Genomic DNA, 17663 nt, shown 5'->3' with positions numbered 1-17663 from the left:
TCTGCGGCTTATTCACTTCCAGATTAACCATACAATCCCATCAAAAATAATTTTTAACCAATAAAAAAGCAGCCCGCCACAGCTGCTTTTTTTACATTTCCGACGATCTTTCAGAAACCTCTTTACAGTATTTCTCTACTAATCTCTGGGCAGTTGTCGGGCTTACCTCCAGGGCCTGCGCAAGCTTTCTGATGGTTGGATACTGTTCATACGCTTTTTGCACAAGCTCCTTTTTAAAGGCGTCTACACGTTTGTTAAAGCCCACGCCAGATTTTTGATAATCCGGAAACCGCTTTGTTTCCTCCAAAAGGTAATCTGGAAGACTCTTCATGGAAATCTCATTTCCCCGTCCTGTTACAACCAGCCGTTCAATCAGATTTTTAAGCTGCCGGATATTACCCGGCCACGGATATTCCTGAAAAAAACTAATGATCTCTTTTGAGAATCTTTTCGACTTATTATAGCTCAGATTAAAATTTTTCAAGAAAAAAGTTGCCAGAGGAAGAATGTCTTTTACCCGTTCTCGCAGCGGCGGGATGATGGCCTTAAAGGTACAGATTCGCCAATAGAGATCCTCCCGGAATTCACCCTCAGCGACCAGCTGGTCAATATCCTTATTGGTAGCTGTTATAATCCGCGTATTTACATACTTCATTTTTGTACTGCCCACAGGCAGATAGCGTTTATTCTCAATAACATCCAGAAGTTTTGCCTGTATTGACAGCGGCATATCCCCAATTTCATCTAAAAACAGCGTTCCCTCATTGGCCATTTCAATTAATCCTACTTTTCCGGCTTTACTGGCGCCGGTAAACGCACCCCCGGCATAGCCGAACAGTTCTGACTCCAGAAGCGCTTCTGGAATAGCGGCACAGTTCAAAGCCATAAAAAGGCCTTCTTTGTGGCTGTTTTCATGAATATATTTTGCCATATAGGTCTTACCAGTTCCAGACTCGCCCAGAATCATAATGGGGATAGTCGACTCCGATACTTCTTTTAATTCACTGACAATCTTCCAATACTGATATGAAACGCTGATTAAGGGAATCTCTTCCGACTTAAAATGGCTCTTAGAGGTTCTGCTTTTTTTATTATAATCAACATCCCATTCCTTTACCGGCTCCTCCTGCACTGTCCCAATAATCATCTCAATATCTTGCTCTTCATTGAGGACCGGAACACCAATCGTATAAAAAACAGAATCTGAAGGAATAAAATATTGACGCAGGAACGCTGTATCTTTTTTAACATAAAAAACATCAAGCCCTGGTGGCGTCCAGTAGCCCTGGTACACATCCGCGTTATTGCGGTTAATCATCTCTTCCGGCTTTAAGCCATAATGCCTTATGCAGGCGGGGTTTACATAAAGGATTTTTCCATCGGCATCGTAAACAATGTGCTCATTATAGCTGTTTTCAAGCACCGTTACAAAAAAGCTCTTGGGCAGTGAATCCAGATAGGCCAGATATTCTTTACTCGGTTTATATTTTTTATCCATTTTCCATGTACCTCTATGTCCATTATAGGAACATATTGTACCACAAACGGTACAAAAACACAAAAGAGCATACCGTTTAATCTGCTCAATTCACTATTTTAATATTATTTTTTACACTTTTTTAAAATTTTTAGTGTTTTATCAAGGAAAAACAAGCTTGGCACACAACTTGCATTATTATAACCAGCATAACCGGTTAAATATTTTTATTGAGGAGCACTGAAAATGGATTTTAAAAAGAAAAGGTGGATCATCATTCTGTTAGTGACCATCAGCTACGGGGCCGTCTGGCAGTTCCCGTATATGCTGGAAACGTACTATATCCCTGTGCAGCAGGCCTTTGGCTTTACCAATGAGCAGATCGGCTCAATGATGACTGTTTTTGGGATTGTTTCCGTTATTTTATACTTTCCCGGCGGATATCTCTCAGACAAATTTAGCGTTAAAGCCCTGATAACAGTCTCTTATTTAGGAACGGCAGCGCTTGGGTTCTGCATGCTGCTGATTCCTCCGCTTCCAATTATGCTTGTCATTCAATTTGGCTTTGCCGTCACCACTATTTTTACTTTTTGGGGAGCAATCATCAAATTTATCCGCATTATGGGGGATGACAGCGAGCAGGGAAAACTCTATGGGCTGTTTTTCGCCTTTTCCGGCATCTTCGGCGCGCTGGAGGGCTTTGCCGCGACCGCTTTATACAGTGGGCTGGGCGAAAATGTGACAGCTTTCAAAGCGTTGATCATCTTTTTTGCCCTGGTCGTTGCTGTCCCGACGCTTATCTTCTTCGTCATTTTCAAAGAAAAGGAAGCCCTGCCGGATACAGGCTCTGAAGAGAGCAAAGTCAATCTTCGTGATCTTGGAAAGGTATTAAAAATGCCCATTGTCTGGATTATGGCCATTGTTGTTTTGTGCGCCTACATTCCAAAATCTTCCCAAAGCTATTTCCAGCCCTATATGAGCGAATACTTTGCTGTTCCTGTGGCATGGATTTCAGTTATTGCCATTTTCCGGCAGCAGGTGGTGCGCTTAGTGGCTAACCCGCTGGCCGGATGGCTCCGCGATAAAATCGGCGCGTCGTCGATCGTCATGCGGATCGCCTTTGTCATCGGAATCCTGGCCTTTGCAATGGTTCTTTTCACACCGCTGAATCCAGCACTTGCCTGGGTAATTGTTACCTCCTTATGTCTGGTATCTGCACTATATAATATTTCCGTCACCTGCAGCTTTATCCCGATTTCGGAAGCGGGTATTTCTGCTAAATATACTGGAACCATCTCCGGTTTTGTCTCCTGTGTGGGATACTCCAGTGACATTTGGTTCTATAAAGTCGGCGGTGGCATGATTGACGCCAATGGTTTTTCGGGCTATCAGCAAATCTTCATTCTGTGTCTGGTTTCCTGTGTTGTCGGAATCGCAGCAACCTTTGTTCTGAAGAAATCAATCCTAAAAACAAAAACAAGCAATCATTAATAACATCACTTTATGGAGGAAAAAATGCAAATCGCAAATTATCAACCTGTATTATCAAAAACAGAAATGGAATTAATCCATGAAAAATCTCTCTATTTGCTGGAAAATAACGGTGAAATCATCGAGAGTGATGAAATCCTTGAAATATGTAAAAAAGCAGGATTTCGCGTTGAGGGTCAGCGCGTTTACTATCCCCGTGAAAAGGTTGAGGCCGCTATAAAACAGGCTCCCAAAGATTTTAAACTTCGCGGACGGGATGGGCGAAAGACTTTCAGTATCCGGGATGGCAAAACAAAGCTCGCTCCGGCCCTTGGGCCTATGAATGTCCTGGAAAACGGCCATTACCGGCCAACGACCATGAAAGACATGGTGGATTTCACAATACTGCATGAAACCAGCGACTTAATGCGGACCGTAGGGGCAAATATGTTAAGGCCGCGCGACCTGCCGCTGTCCCCCCTCGACAATGCCATGACGCGCCTGGCAATCACCCTTGCTTACTCTACTAAACCGGTTCAAACCTTTTGTGAAGGCGGCGAAATTTCTGACAAAAGCTTTGAACTGATCAAACAGTTTTACGGCGGCGCCAGTGACGAGGACGTCTATGCCATGATCTGCATCAGCACTGCGTCACCCTTTCGCTTGACCCAGGATACATGCGAAACTTTACTGTCTTTTTGCAGATGCAACCAACTCCTCTGGGCACAGGGCTCCGGAATGCCCGGCTTAACAACACCACCGACCCTCGCAGGCACCTTGCTTCAGGGCAACGCCGAAAAGCTCGGAGTCATCACCCTTTCCCAGACCATCAACCCAGGAAATCCAGTTATGTACAGCCTGATTTCCATGCTTTCCGATCTGCGCTATACCTCCTGTGTTGTGGCCACCCCCGAATCTCCCTATCGCATGATGGCAGAAAAGGATATGGCTGATTTCTATGGCCTGCCAAGCCTTGGCACCACCGGACTGGCAGACGCCAAGGAGCTTGATTATCAGTGTGGGGCAGAAGCCTTTATGATGTTTTATTTTGCCTACCATTCAAATCCGGATCTGGTCGCACAGTCTCTGGGGGTCTTGGATTCCTACAATACCATCAGCTACGAAAAATTCATCATGGATGAAGAAAACGTTCAATCCATTTTAAAATTACTGGCACCTGTGGCCATTGATGAAAAGCGTATGAAAATCGATAAAATTCTAAAAGCAGGCCCAGCGGGGAATTACCTCGCGAGAACAGACCGGGCTTACCGGGAAGATTTCTACCGCTCATCTTTATACTTTAAAGAAAGCTCCGCTGAATGGATGGCCCAGGGCCGTCCAAGCCTTGAAGCTGAAGCCCGAAAAAAATACCTTGACCGCATAGCTGAGTATGAACCCGGCGATTTCGACCAGGTACAGAGAAAAATCATTGATCAATATATTCCCAAAGACCTTCAGATTAAAAATTAATAGCCTGTAAAAAGCAGCCTGCCGCCAACTCATAAAAACGGCAGGCTGCCCTTCATTCTATGCCCGCTTAATCTCAGATACCGGTATCTCCGCCCGATCTCCCATAAAAATCTTCTTGTTTTCGCTTCTGTGAACATCTTTCTTCGTACTCTGCCATTGCCAGCCGCTTTTCTTTATGATATGCTTTTCATACGGAGGATTGACATGAGCTATGACACTAAAAAAATGAAAAAACGGATGCTCATCACACGGCTTATCCTGGCTGTGATTCTCACAGCATTTTTTATCTATTTCGTCTATCAGGTTGCTTTAGAGGACAAAGGCAATGCACCTCAGCAAGCTTCAGCAGACGCAGAGGACACCTTTATGTCCTGGATGAAGAACAACCTGTACAGCAGCAAAAATTATTCTATCCGCCTCTATCTGTCTGACGGTTTTCCTGAAAACACGCTGGACTTTTCTTCTTTGGAGGAGCTGCCCTTCTGGAACTGGGTGAATACAACGACAAAAGGCAATGGCGCCTCTCTTGATATCACAGTGGACCGGCTGCATAAAACAGCCGCCTTCAGCAGCGGCGGGGAGTACCGATTTCTGTCCATCAAGGAAGATCAGGTCTTGTTTAGTCTGCCTCAGGGGGACGGCAGCTACAATACATTTCAAACCAACGACCCAGAAACGCTGCGCGCCATTGACGGTGTCCTGTTTTTAAATGATCCTGAATTTTTTAAAGCCTATGGAAAAACAATCCTGAGGCCAGAACCCAGCCCCGTCAACGCTTCAAAACCGGTCACCCTTGAGCGCACCGTAAAAAGCGAAGCCTTCTGCCAGCCTTTTCTGCAGAACAGCGGGCGGACTCTGGAGGGGCGTGACAGCTTAAATGCTGGCTGGACCTACGGTGATTATCCTGAAAACTCTCTGACGGTTTCCGGAAATTTCTTTTACTACCTGGATACGGTAAACGCGCTTTTAAATAACCTGCCCTTTGAGGATGGCAATCGTTTCAGATGGCCAGGCAGCATTGCTACAGCACCGCCAAAATGCCATATACAGATTATTTACAGCCAGATCAACCATACAGGCCCCATTGAACATAATTTTTAGCCAATAAAAAAGCTTCGCCAGGCAGCGAAGCTTTTTATTTTAATCCTCTTTGAAATAAACAAATTGGTTTTTTCCGTGGGCCTTTGCGTAGTACAGCGCCTGATCGGCCTTTCCCAGCAGCTCTTTGTAGGCGGTTCCGTCTTCCGGGAACAGGGCAATGCCGATACTGCCGGAAATACAGTACTCTTTCTGTACCCCGACGCGGCAGCTCTCAAAAATCCTGATGATCTCCTGAGCCTTTCTGGTCACTGCTTCTGTATCCTGAATATTTTTCATAAGTACGACAAACTCATCGCCGCCGATTCTTCCCACGACATCACTTTCTCTGAAAATAGCGGAGATTTTCTTGGTAACCTCCCGCAGTACGCGGTCGCCAGAAATATGCCCGAAAGTATCGTTGACCTGTTTAAAATTGTCCACGTCAATCATCAGCAGCCCAGCCCTCTGAGCGCCAGCGTTTTCTTTCATCCACAGCTCAATGCGGCTTTCCGCCGCGCCCTTATTAAAGGTCTGGGTCAGGAAGTCTTTTTCCGCGGCTTCCATAATCTTTTCCTTTTCCCGCATTTCCTCATCGATATCGATAAGGATCCCGATGCCTCTGCTCGGCTCTCCATTTTCGTCAACAATCAGGCTGACCCGGGAGCGGCACCACCGCGGATAATGAGTGTTATCATACACACGGAACTCGCCCTCAGCATAGGGCGCTCCACCGGCAATTTTTTGGTAGATTTCCAGGAACACAGACTCATCGCTTTCGGGCACCCCTTTGGCCTCAAGGACTGCTTCTGGAAAATTCTCACTGGGAGATTCAAAGCCAAACTTCTGCCTGAACATGTCCGAATGATAAATATGCCCGGTCTTTATATTCCACTCAAAAATAATATCCTTTGACTGGGCCATCACGATTTCATAGCGCTGTTCATTGGTCTCAAGCTCCTGATGGGTCTTGCGGAGCTCTTCATTTTTGCGTCTCTGATTTCCGAGAACATACAGGCTGAGCACGGTAAAGACACCAAAGAGAACACAGCAGAAAACCGCCGCCTGCACCACCAGCCCTGTGGCCCGGCTTTCGACCACCTCATTGGGTAAAACGGAGAGCAGATACCAGTCGTTGATGCCCACCGGCAGATAGCGCATCGTACGGCTGGTGCCATTCCACACATAGGAGACACTGCCGCTTTTACCTTCCAGCATATTGACCTGCATGGTCTGGAGGGCAAAAGGATCCTCAAAATGGGAGTCCTCAAAATCCGTATTCAGATTTTTTAGTGTTCTATCGGCATTCTCATTATTGGAGGTAACAAAAACCTCACCGCTGCGCCGGGCCATATAGGAATAACCCTTTCCGTCAAAGGTGTTGACAGAAAGAAGCTCGGTAAGATCGCTCAGATAGTACCGGCCCATGATCACGCCGATGATGGCGTCATCCCGATAAACCGGGACAGCCAGCACAATGGATTCCTCGGAATGGTCCTCTGGCACTGTCGGATTAGAAATCGTCGGCACACCGACCGCGGCATATCGGAAGTGCTCTTTTTCTGAAACGTCAACGGTATAGACAGCACTGTCCTTAATCTCATAGGCTGTTCCGTCCAGCTCAGCCACAGCCACGTTTCTGAACTTAAGCGCTTCCTCGGTCTGCTGCAGCGCCTCCATAATCTGGTCATCGTCCAGAGCCAGGTCTGTTGCGCCGATAACCGCAGCGGCGGCCTTCAGATTTTCGAGGTCGTCATCAAATTTCTGTTTGATCAACGCAGCACTCTGGATTCCGACCTCCTCCAGGTACTGGCCTGTTTCTTCTGAGACTTTTCCCTTAACGGATTTAACATATATAAAAGAAACGCCAATCACAACCAGAATTGCCGCAATAACAATAATGCCATTGAGCAGCCGGCTGGAGCGTCTGCGCTTATCTCTCATCCCTACGCCTCGTTTCTCCAATCTTGTTGTCTGATAACCTCAGTATATCGGAAGTCCTATTATAAGTCAATGACTGAAGCTTACACCAAACGTTCTAACTCAACAACATATTTTTTAATTGCCGAATAACAGACTCTTTTTCTCTTTCAACCGATGGTATCGAATACCAGTATTTTTCTGCATAAACATAAAATGCGGTACAGATGGATGGTTCATCCATAATAATAGAAGAGTCATCGTCTATTTCCTGATTGATAATAACCGGTCCGTTTTCATTTAACCACAAGTTTAAACCGTCGAGAAGATTTTCCTGTCCGCTTCGATAAAAAGCAACATTAAAATTTGGAAAAGTAACCAGCAGCCAGATCAAGTACTCAATTTGTCTGTAAACATCCTGTTTATCCAATGTAATTTCTCTTCCTGTAAATAATGTAAGCTCATGAAACGGGATCATTTCGCTGTGCAGCCCCTGTATCAAAGCTTCTTTGTTAACCAGTAGACAGTACTTGAAATTGACAACATCCTCAGAAAATTTTTTATGGTGTATTTTATGAATTTCACGCAGTGCTCTCTGTTCCTCTTCCTCCATATCGTTTTTAGCTAAAATACATTCAAAATTCTGGCTGGTCGTAACGAGTGAAAAGGGCATTTTTGTTTTAACATAGGTATTGCCCAATTTATAGGGAAGTTTTTTAATCAACTCCCGTATTTCCTGATGATGGATTACTTCATGCGATTTTTTGCAAAGCGTATAGGCGGATTTGATCAGCTCTTCATAATGTCTCACTGTTGGGTAATCCGTATACATATGCGTAATATCTTTTTGGGTAATCTCATCTGCAGCAATTTTTACCAAAGCCATTTTGTTCTTTAAGACGACAATGTTATGTTTATACAGAAGTGGGGAATACACAGGATAATACAGATATTGAACATTGCCTGTAAGCAGCATGGGAAGACGATAGAGCAGTGTATTAATCAAATAGTCAATACTATGGTTCAGCGAAATTAAAAAAACAATCCGGTGTCCCTTTTCCGCAATCTTCAAGTACTGCTTTTTCCACTCCTTAAAAAACTCCGTATCCTCTGACTGCCAGCTATAGTGTTCTGTCCAGTCCAACACATAAACATCCTGCGCTGTTTTTTCCAATAAAACGGACTGAATAAATTCCTGAGCCGCCTTCCTGCGTCCTGTTTTTCCCTGAAAAATTTTGACCTTTGTTGTATAGACTGTCTTGTCTGTAAAACTGCTGTTTGCGTCATTTTCTTCTACCAGCCAGCGTTTTAGGAGTACCTTCAGCGCGCTTGCTTCTGTCTCTTTTGAAGCCTGACCCGCTTCCATAAGCAGTCCTTTTACGGACGCATAATTCGACCTTTTATCCAACATGATAAAAAAATCTACAATCTCGTCACAAATCTCAGAATTCGTGTTGATTTTTCGTTTTCCCGTTTTCAGTTTGCTGATTAATGAAGTATCCACATGAAGATAATCAGCCAGCTCCATTCCTTTCACATGAAACAGGTCCATTAAATACCCCAATCGTGATAATTCCTGATAACTTTCCATTTTTCCTCCTTCGCTCTGGTACGCTGTAAGTTTGTCCATAAACTGTCAATTTTAGAAAATTGACAATTCCATCCAGCACATTGACGGTTTTCAAGCTTCTTTGTAAAATCAAATTAAAATACGAATACCTGGCATTTAGCTACATGTCATTTTAAGGAGAGGTATATGAATATTCTATTTACTCTAAAAAAATATTTCGCAGCTGTTAATAAAGAAAAATGGTCCTGGTTTGTAACGCTTCTGGTACCAGCCGTTATAATGCTGATACCTGAAAACGAGACTTTTACCTATGAGATAAAGGTTTTCTCGGCCATCACAATAGCTGCTATTTTTATATTTGCATTTGGGTATATTCCTCAACTTATTGCCGGGCTCATTCTGCCTATATTTTATAATATCACAAATCTCGCCCCCACAGAGGTGGTTTTTTCGCCCTGGACAAGTACTGTCCCCTGGATGTTTATGGGCGGCATGATTCTGTCAAATATTCTCATGCGGACCGGCCTTCTTAAAAGAATTGCTTATGTGCTCATTGAGCATGCCAGCAATACTTATTACAAGCTCCTGCTCTCCATCACACTTTCTGGATTTATCATGAATTTTCTGGCACCAGGGGAGAGCTATATCCCAATGGCCATGCTCACTTATGGCATCTGCGCAGCACTGAAGCTTGGAAAATCATCTACCTCTGCCGGGATCATGCTGACGGGATTTTTCTCGTCCTATATGCCAAAGTATTTTATCTACAGCAGTGAAATCAATAACCTGCAGACATTAGGCTCAACAGTGGCTCAGACACATTTAACCTTCTTTCAATACTTTTACCATAATATCCCCAGCATCCTATGGATTATTATCATTGTCTTTGTTACCGCCCGTCTCACAAAACCAGAGCACGGGCTGAACGCGGTAGATCACGCCCAAAATGAACTTGCGCAGATGGGGCCGATGTCAAAAACAGAGAAAAAAACAGCGCTTGTCAGCGCTCTGGTCTTTGTGTATTTCCTGACCTCAGGTCTCCATCATCTTCCTCTTGCCTGGGGGTTCCCATTAGTCGCACTGGTCTTTTTCCTCCCTGGAATAAAGCTTGGTAAACCTGAGGATCTCACTTCTGTCAATTTTGGTATGATTGTTTTCATCGCCTCCTGTCTGTCCATTGGTTACGTGGCAAACTATATTGGATTTGGCAGTCTTATCGCCGGCCTGATCCTTCCTCACCTCAGCGCTTCAAATGTTACACTTACCCTCATGATTATTTGGGCAATCTGCGTCGTTACCAACCTCGCTCTGACTCCTCTCGCAATCTGGGCTACCTATACAGTTCCTTTTGTACAGGCAGCCCAGTCGCTCGGCATTAACGCTCTGGTAATCTACTACCAAATGTATCAGGCCTCCTGCCAAGTCCTTTTTCCTTATGAATGGGCGCTTCCCCTTTTCTATTTTTCTTTTGGCTTAATAAAGACAAAAGACTATACCAGAATCTTTGGAACGGTTATGGTTCTTAACTTTTTTTACATGCTTCTGGTTTATATTCCATACTGGCGGCTAATTGGTTTGATTTAACGCTTTTGAATACGCTGTCAATTAAGTGTCAACCGCTGTAAATTGACAAGTCTTTCAATTCCATTGATTCGTAATTATAAGATAATATATAATTCTGTCAAGACATTGCAATGGAAAAAAGTTTGAACTTCAAAAATCATTTGAATATGTGAGGATACTGAAATGAGTGATCAAAAAATGACCAGCGCCCAGGAAAAAAAGGCGGAAAGAACGAAATTATTTGAAGATGTATACAGTGGTGTTATCCCTAAACGCGTACCAATCAAAGCCTCAATGACGCTTGAGGCCGCACTGGAGTATTCAGAAATTCCTGTCGGCAAAACCCTCTGGGATCTCGATCCCGAAAACATAACTGCCGCTATGGACCGTGTCTGTGAATTCATCCCATCCGATACACCGGCTGTTGGCGGCATTTTAAAAAATCCCGCTGTCTTTAAGCTGCTTGGCTCAAGAGGTTACTCAATGGGACAAACTGGTTATATGCAGCACACTGATCTCGAAACACTAAAAGCAGATGAATACGATGCCTTCATAAAGGACCCCTACACCTTTATCGTTACAAAATCCTTACCGCGTATCTTCGAAAATCTGGACACCGATTCTCCAAGAGCCGGTATGATTTTAGCCGAAGCAATGAAAGCTTTTTATGACCATCAGGCAAAATTCAACGCTATTAAAGCCCCTGTTTTTAAAAAATATGGTTACTTCACACCTCCGGCAGGCGCAAATACATTATGTCAGGCTTCATTTGACCTTATCGGTGATTTTTTAAGAGGTGTTAAGGGCATCTACATGGATGTCCGTCAGCGTCCGGAAAAAATTATTGAAGCCTGTGAAGCAATGCTGCCCATGCAGGTGAAAAGAGGACTTCCAGCTAAACCCCATAAGCTTGGGGAAGTTTTTATGCCGCTTCATCTTGGAACATACTTAAGAAAAAAAGACTTTGAAAAAATATACTGGCCCTCATTCTCTAAATTTATCCACATTATGGCAGAGAATGGGCAGACAGCATCGCTTTTCTGTGAGCATGACTGGATGCGTTACCTTGATCTGCTCCAGGATCTTCCTGAAAATACACGGATACAGTTTGAATACGGCGATCCCAAAGTCATCAAGGAAAAGCTCGGCAACAAGCACGTGCTATCTGGATTATACCCCATCACACTGACAAAAACCGGCACAAAACAGGAATGTATTGATAAGGCAAAGGAAATGATTGATATTATGGCTCCGGGCGGGCGCTTTATCTTTAATTTCGATAAAAGCGCGATGTCCCTCGATACGATTAATATCGAAAACTATGCTGCTGTAATCCAGTATGTTGCCGAAAATACGAATTATCAAAACGCGGGCGAAACAGCTAAAGGACCTGATAATAATCAATACGAAAAGCCGGATACCACTGTCAGTTCATTTGAATCGCCTTTCTATACGAATTGGAGAGATGTCCCTAAAAACGAAATTGAAACATCGCTTGAATCCACCGTTGATCCTCTTCTTCAATCCTATGAAGACATGCTCTACAAAATGATTTTCACAATCATTTAATTTAAAGGAGGCACTCCATGCCAGACGCTATTCGTAAAACCAACCCCAAAACATTGATCATGTGGATCTGTGTGATCGCTGCACCCATTATCGTCATGCTGATTCCCACGCAGGGTGTTTTTACCCCTCAGCTGAGAACCTTTTCCGCAATCACACTCACGGCTATTCTTTTGTTTGCTTTTAATATTTTGCCAAATTTTGTTGTGGCAGTCGCCCTGCCTGTTTCCTATATGCTGCTGAAGGTGGCTGAACCAAACATCGCTTTTGCCGCTTGGTTCAGCAATATTCCCTGGATGTTTATGGGCGGGTTTTTACTCGCCAATGTTCTGGAAAGAATCGGCCTGCTAAACAGAGTTGCTTTTTGGAGCATCATTAAGACGGGCGGTACCTACAGCGGTATCCTTTGGGGGCTTGCCATTGCGGGTATTATTCTAAATCTCATCGCACCCGGCAAGGCGTATGTTCCAATGGCCGCTTTATCTTTTGGTATCTGTAAAGCCTTGAATTTTGAAAAGTCAAGGGAAAGCGCGGGCATTATGATGGGCGGCTTTTTTGCCTCCTGGTTTCCTACGTTCTTTCTGTACAACCCAACCTTTGCGATTATGCCTTCTTTAGGCAAGGAGGTTGCTCCTGTTCAAGTAACATGGATTCAATATTTTATTAATAATATTCCGTTTGTTCTCTGGCTCGCAGTCTGTATATTTATGGTGATTAAGCTTTGTAAGCCCAAAAAACAGATTAATATCAAAGATTACGCTATTCAAGAGTACTCAAAACTTGGAAAAGTATCCCTTGAAGAAAAAAAGTCCCTCATTGTTGTTTCTCTGTTGTTTATCTTTATGTTCACCAGTGACCTGCACGGTATTGATGTCGGCTGGGGCTTTGCTTTAATCCCATTGCTTTTCTTTATTCCGGGAATCAATGTAGGCAAGCCTGTTGATATCAGTAAAATCAATTTTACTATGGCCATCTTCACCACCGCGTGTCTGTCCATTGGTCATGTCGCAAACTCGCTGGGCATTGGCCAGATCATCGCCGACGCAGTTCTTCCACTGCTTCAGGGTAAAAGCGTATTCTTTGTTATCGGAGCTGTCTGGCTCGTCTGTGTTGTCGCAAAGATCTTCCTCACGCCGCTGGCCACCTATGCAACCTTAACGGTTCCGCTGACACAAATCGCCCTCAGCCTCGGTATCAGCCCATTGGTTATCTATTACACCATGAACCTGTCCACTACGGAGATCCTGTTCCCGTATCAATGGGCACTTGTTCTTATTTTCATGGGGTATAATCTAACCAGCGGAAAAGATTTCACAAGAATCTGGGGGACGAAAATGATCTTAAGTTTTGTCTTTGTTCTAGCCATTGCTGTTCCATACTGGATGCTTATCGGACTTATATAACATCAAAGAAAGACTGGAATCCTCCTCCAGTCTTTTTTTAATTACACCTCCCAGTACAGAGCAAACTGCGTTGTCTGGACTTCTTCCTCCACAATGCCGTTTACCGCGTGCTCGACCAGGTATTTTTCGATGCTGGCTTCCTCGCCGGTGGTCAGGGCTCTTTTACTTCTCAGGTCGTTTTTAAAAATATCAATGGCCCGTTCCAGTTCAAAGCTGCGAATCCAGTTGTGCTCCCGGTATTCCACAGCCGGAAAAAGCCCCTTTTCCCAGAGCAGGTTAAAGGCGTACTGAAGCTGAGGGTAGCGGGGATCTGGCTTTTTACCGAAAATTTTCTTTTTAAGCCGGTCTGCCACCGAGCCGGTTCTTAAAACCGGATGAATGTAAAGGCACCAGCCACAGCTGGCTTCGGTCAGCTTCTCAAAGGTTTCTGCCGACTGGATGGCCGGAGTCATGTTGGCCAGTACAAAATCAAATTTCCCATTCCAGCCCTTTTTCTCAAGCTCCAGGGTATGCCAGTTGTCACAGGAAAAGAAAGCATTATCTGTTCCGGACTCTCTGGCCCGCTGCTCAGCGCTCTTAATCATTTCCTCTGAAAAGTCAGTCCCGCAGGCCTCGGCGCATTTTTTTGCAAAATAGACCGTATACTTTCCAGCGCCACAGCCCACATCCAGGAACGCGCCGTCCGCCGGTAGCATGCCGTGCCGCTTAACAAGCGCCGCTACCCAGTCGTTCTCCTCAACGGCTCTCTGCTTTGCAAACTCCTGAGCCCGGGCGTTCCACATGTTCATAGACGCTTCCGTATCACATTCCGGCATTTTCCAGTCGCCGATGATGATTTCTTTCTTCATTTTGCCCTCCTGTTATAATCGTTTTCTTTAATTCTATTAAAGCACAACAAAGAAGGTGTGTAAAGCGCTAATATGCAAAAGGCCCCGGGCGTTATTCCCGGGGCCTTCTTTATATGAGATTGATGATGCTTTATTTTTCAGCTTACGCGTTTTCTACCTGTGCCGCCTGTTCCAGTTGCTTGGTCTTCACACCGCGTCTCTTGAGTAAAATAGCGGAGAAAACGCCGAGTACAGCCCAGACAACCATCCAGATCAGCATCATGTTAAAGCCCAGTTCTACATTGCCGCCTGCTTCGCCGTAGGCCAAAAATCGGCTGATGATCGGCGCTACAAAGATATCTGGTGTCAGTGCGATAAAGGAAATAATCCCGGTGGCGATACCGGTCATGGCTAACGGCACACCCGCTTCACCCAGAATAGACCAGTAGGTAGATTTAAGCACATTGACCAGATAAGCCAGCACAACGGTAATGACCACACAGACTGCCACAATCTTAGAGGTAAACAGGATGGCCAGCACACAGATGCCTGTGGCCAGGAAGGTCCAGAACATCCCCTTGCCTTTATAGCTGAACTTGTCCATGATAATCCCGCCGGAAATGCCGGCCACAAAGACAATGATATAACTCCGGATAATGGACAGGGTGCTTGAGAGCTCTGGCGAAATGTTCAGCACACGGGTACAGTATGTGCCCATGTAACCATTGGCAGTATTCCAGAGGGTATAACCGCACATAATTACAAAAATACACAGCCAGGTGGAGGACATGCCAAAAGCTTTCCACATGCTTTCCTTTTTTTCCGCCTTGGCATTCTGTTCTTTTTTGCCTTTATCAAAATCTGGTACCAGCACGATCACCAAGACAGTCAACAGGGCAAAGGCCGCAGCGTTAATTAAAAGCACTGCTCTGAAGCCGGCTGCCTGAGTCGCAAAAAGCCCCATGGCCCACAGGCAGAGGAAAGCGACCGCTGTCTGTCCGATACCGCGCAGCCCTTCACTGATCCCAAAGAGACGTCCCTGTTCATTTTCGCTGCCCAGGTTGCGAATGGCCTTAAGGTAAGGTGACCAGAAAGTTCCCACACTGAAGATGCCGTAAAGCGCGTGAATGATAATGAGCGCCGTGTAGCCCGGAAAGCTCGAATACCACAGTGTTACCAGGCACATGGCCCCACAGGACAGAATCAGCAGTTTCTTCGTGTTAAACTTTTCAGCCAAAATACCGCTCGGCACATAGCCGATAACATTAAAAAGCCCGTAAACACCGGCGATGGTCCCCAGCTGCACATCGTTGATGTTCAGCGCTACGATCATCTGGTCATAAAAGGAAAACCGGATCAGCGGCGTCAGGTAAGCGATCCCGGCGATCATACTCAAAATGACGAGAACAATATTTCTTTTCTTTTTATCTAATTCCATAATTACCCCTCCAAATTTAACAAACAATCAGCCCCGTTCGTTCTTTGACGACAACGGCATTACTCATCCAATTCCTCTTTTTTAAGATACTTGAAAAATCCCGCCATCATCAGGCAGATAATAATCAAGAACGGGAAACTGAAAGCAAAGGACAATGACTGCACCGCAGAAAGTCCTCCGGTCACGATAAACATAATAGCAAGCAAGCCCAAGATCACACCCCAGATGACCTTGATTAGCTTCTGAGAATTTTCTCTGCCCCTGGAGCTCATGGTGCTCACGACCTGCACACCCGCATCAGCCGAGGTCAGGAAAAAGACCAGCAGGGACAGCATGACAAGGACAGAAATAACACCGGACAGCGGCAGATTGCTGAGCATCTGGAACACGGAGCTGTTCGTATCCACAGCGCCGTTCTGAATCACGCTGCCAGGATTTGTAAGCTCCATATTAAGGCCGGTGCCGCCCATAATACCAAACCAGATACAGCTCATGATGGTTGGAACACCCAAAATAGCGAGGACAAATTCCCGGATTGTGCGCCCTTTTGAAATCTTGGCAATAAAGCTGCCCACAAAGGGGGTCCAGGTAATCCACCATGCCCAGTAAAAGACAGTCCAGTTACCGATCCAGTTTTCACCCGTATGAGCCGCCACGGTGCCGTTAGCATCGGTGAAAAAGCTCATGGGAATAAATTTAAAAATATAATCGCCGATACTCTCCAGCGTAATATTAAAGATATACAGCGTCGGTCCCACAAGCAGGACAAACAGCATAACGGCAAACACAATGACCGTATTGGTATTGCTGAGAAGCTTCATACCCCGGTCAATGCCTGCTGTCGAGGAAATCACAAACAGAACCGTACAGATAACAACAATCACCACCGCCAGCAGCGTTCCGCCTGAGATATGGAAAACAAATTCCAGACCGCTCTGAATCTGCAGCGCTCCCAGCCCAAAGGATGTGGCCACGCCAATCAGAATCAAAATAACTGTAAAGGTGTCAATTCCTTTTGAAAACCCGCCTTTCAGCGCCTTATCACCAAGGAATGGATAGAAGGACGAGCTCACCAGAAGCGGCAGACCCTTTCTGAAATGAAAGTAGGCCATGGGCAGCGCGACCGCTGCATATAATGCCCAGGGATGCACTCCCCAGTGCAGAAAAGTATACTGGAGCGCTTCCACAGCTGCCTCCGGTGTCTGCGGATCAGCAAAGGGCGGCACCATAAAATGGTTCATGGGCTCCGCCACACTCCAGAATACCAGGCCAATGCCCATGCCTGCCGCAAAAATCATCGAAAACCAGCTGATGTTGCTGTACTCAGGTTTTTCATCATCTCCGCCCAGACGTATTTTTCCATATTTGCTGAAAGAGACAAACAAACAGGCGACAATTACAAAGAGCGCAAAGCCAATATAGGCAAACCCCAGTGTACTCGTAAAGAAATTAAAAATACCAGAAAATATGCTTGCGACCTGTTCGGTAAAAACAATGCTGACAATGGCAAGTAACAAAGTGATACTTCCGGCTACCAAAAAAATTGTTTTATCTACAGACTCAAATATCTTTTTCATAATTGCCTCCATTCTGAGATAAACAACAACGACGATCGAAATGCTTCTGTAAAAAAGCATGCTTTTTGTGAAATACATGTCTTTTATAAACGAAGTATAACACGATTTCATTAGAAACGTCAACCAAAAAAATAATTATTTTCTATTTTTTACGATGTTTCTTTAAGGCTTCTATAGAAGAAAACTACTGTTTTTTACTAAATAACCCGATTTAAACCCTGAAATTTATCAAAATTTTTATATTTTTCCAGTTTTTTGTATTGACAACCTTTCCATATCGTGATATATTGAGCTTGTGAAATACA

12 protein-coding genes are annotated in these 17663 nt (G+C 44.8%); 6 read left to right on the top strand and 6 right to left on the bottom strand.

The genetic code is table 11. The features are described from left to right. Positions 1–91: 91 nt before the first annotated feature. Positions 92–1498: a sigma 54-interacting transcriptional regulator gene (locus tag DW091_RS16340; protein ID WP_118518694.1), complete on the bottom strand. Its 1407-nt coding sequence runs from the start codon at positions 1496–1498 to the stop codon at positions 92–94. 225 nt (positions 1499–1723) lie between these two features. Here DW091_RS16340 and DW091_RS16335 point away from each other — a divergent pair, with 225 nt between their 5' ends. The 3 genes from DW091_RS16335 (at position 1724) to DW091_RS16325 (ending at position 5518) form a co-directional block, all read left to right on the top strand. Further along, positions 1724–2968 (top strand): MFS transporter, encoded by a 1245-nt coding sequence (locus DW091_RS16335; RefSeq protein WP_058693073.1) that lies wholly within the window; start codon positions 1724–1726, stop codon positions 2966–2968. A gap of 24 nt (positions 2969–2992) precedes the next feature. Further along, positions 2993–4417 carry a trimethylamine methyltransferase family protein gene (locus tag DW091_RS16330; protein WP_074616297.1) on the top strand — a complete coding sequence of 475 codons (1425 nt, stop codon included), beginning with the start codon at positions 2993–2995 and terminating at the stop codon, positions 4415–4417. Positions 4418–4621: 204 nt separating this feature from the next. Continuing rightward, on the top strand, positions 4622–5518 hold the full coding sequence (locus DW091_RS16325; RefSeq protein WP_096918881.1) for a hypothetical protein: 897 nt from the start codon (positions 4622–4624) through the stop codon (positions 5516–5518). A gap of 39 nt (positions 5519–5557) precedes the next feature. Here DW091_RS16325 and DW091_RS16320 read toward each other — a convergent pair whose 3' ends face one another. Next, entirely contained in the window at positions 5558–7438 is a 1881-nt protein-coding gene (locus DW091_RS16320) for a diguanylate cyclase (RefSeq protein WP_118518693.1), read from the bottom strand. A gap of 94 nt (positions 7439–7532) precedes the next feature. Continuing rightward, positions 7533–9005 (bottom strand): hypothetical protein, encoded by a 1473-nt coding sequence (locus DW091_RS16315; protein ID WP_118518692.1) that lies wholly within the window; start codon positions 9003–9005, stop codon positions 7533–7535. 165 nt (positions 9006–9170) lie between these two features. Here DW091_RS16315 and DW091_RS16310 point away from each other — a divergent pair, with 165 nt between their 5' ends. From DW091_RS16310 to DW091_RS16300, 3 genes are all read left to right on the top strand, one after another. Then, positions 9171–10568 (top strand): SLC13 family permease, encoded by a 1398-nt coding sequence (locus DW091_RS16310; RefSeq protein ID WP_118518691.1) that lies wholly within the window; start codon positions 9171–9173, stop codon positions 10566–10568. 162 nt (positions 10569–10730) lie between these two features. Beyond that, on the top strand, positions 10731–12116 hold the full coding sequence (locus tag DW091_RS16305; protein ID WP_058693067.1) for a uroporphyrinogen decarboxylase family protein: 1386 nt from the start codon (positions 10731–10733) through the stop codon (positions 12114–12116). Positions 12117–12133: 17 nt separating this feature from the next. After that, entirely contained in the window at positions 12134–13516 is a 1383-nt protein-coding gene (locus DW091_RS16300; RefSeq protein ID WP_058693066.1) for an SLC13 family permease, read from the top strand. A 41-nt stretch (positions 13517–13557) separates the two neighbouring features. Here the strand turns inward: DW091_RS16300 and DW091_RS16295 are convergent, their stop codons facing one another. From DW091_RS16295 to DW091_RS16285, 3 genes are all read right to left on the bottom strand, one after another. Then, on the bottom strand, positions 13558–14364 hold the full coding sequence (locus tag DW091_RS16295; protein WP_118518690.1) for a class I SAM-dependent methyltransferase: 807 nt from the start codon (positions 14362–14364) through the stop codon (positions 13558–13560). Positions 14365–14506: 142 nt separating this feature from the next. Beyond that, complete coding sequence (locus DW091_RS16290; RefSeq protein ID WP_058693064.1) at positions 14507–15781, bottom strand: MFS transporter; 1275 nt, start codon at positions 15779–15781, stop codon at positions 14507–14509. Positions 15782–15840: 59 nt separating this feature from the next. After that, entirely contained in the window at positions 15841–17358 is a 1518-nt protein-coding gene (locus tag DW091_RS16285; RefSeq protein WP_074616302.1) for a BCCT family transporter, read from the bottom strand. Positions 17359–17663: the final 305 nt, after the last annotated feature.

It is taken from the genome of Eubacterium sp. AM05-23 (assembly GCF_003477535.1).
Lineage (GTDB): Bacteria > Bacillota > Clostridia > Eubacteriales > Eubacteriaceae > Eubacterium > Eubacterium maltosivorans.
The sequence above is the reverse complement of the archived record's forward strand: the minus strand, read 5'-3'. Positions and strand labels throughout refer to the sequence as shown.

What these genes read in the sequence shown, in the direction of transcription:
- DW091_RS16340 (WP_118518694.1), bottom strand. Translation starts at nt 1,498, where the DNA reads ATGGATAAAAAATATAAACCGAGTAAAGAATATCTGGCCTATCTGGAT.
- DW091_RS16335 (WP_058693073.1), top strand. Translation starts at nt 1,724, where the DNA reads ATGGATTTTAAAAAGAAAAGGTGGATCATCATTCTGTTAGTGACCATC.
- DW091_RS16330 (WP_074616297.1), top strand. Translation starts at nt 2,993, where the DNA reads ATGCAAATCGCAAATTATCAACCTGTATTATCAAAAACAGAAATGGAA.
- DW091_RS16325 (WP_096918881.1), top strand. Translation starts at nt 4,622, where the DNA reads ATGAGCTATGACACTAAAAAAATGAAAAAACGGATGCTCATCACACGG.
- DW091_RS16320 (WP_118518693.1), bottom strand. Translation starts at nt 7,438, where the DNA reads ATGAGAGATAAGCGCAGACGCTCCAGCCGGCTGCTCAATGGCATTATT.
- DW091_RS16315 (WP_118518692.1), bottom strand. Translation starts at nt 9,005, where the DNA reads ATGGAAAGTTATCAGGAATTATCACGATTGGGGTATTTAATGGACCTG.
- DW091_RS16310 (WP_118518691.1), top strand. Translation starts at nt 9,171, where the DNA reads ATGAATATTCTATTTACTCTAAAAAAATATTTCGCAGCTGTTAATAAA.
- DW091_RS16305 (WP_058693067.1), top strand. Translation starts at nt 10,731, where the DNA reads ATGAGTGATCAAAAAATGACCAGCGCCCAGGAAAAAAAGGCGGAAAGA.
- DW091_RS16300 (WP_058693066.1), top strand. Translation starts at nt 12,134, where the DNA reads ATGCCAGACGCTATTCGTAAAACCAACCCCAAAACATTGATCATGTGG.
- DW091_RS16295 (WP_118518690.1), bottom strand. Translation starts at nt 14,364, where the DNA reads ATGAAGAAAGAAATCATCATCGGCGACTGGAAAATGCCGGAATGTGAT.
- DW091_RS16290 (WP_058693064.1), bottom strand. Translation starts at nt 15,781, where the DNA reads ATGGAATTAGATAAAAAGAAAAGAAATATTGTTCTCGTCATTTTGAGT.
- DW091_RS16285 (WP_074616302.1), bottom strand. Translation starts at nt 17,358, where the DNA reads ATGAAAAAGATATTTGAGTCTGTAGATAAAACAATTTTTTTGGTAGCC.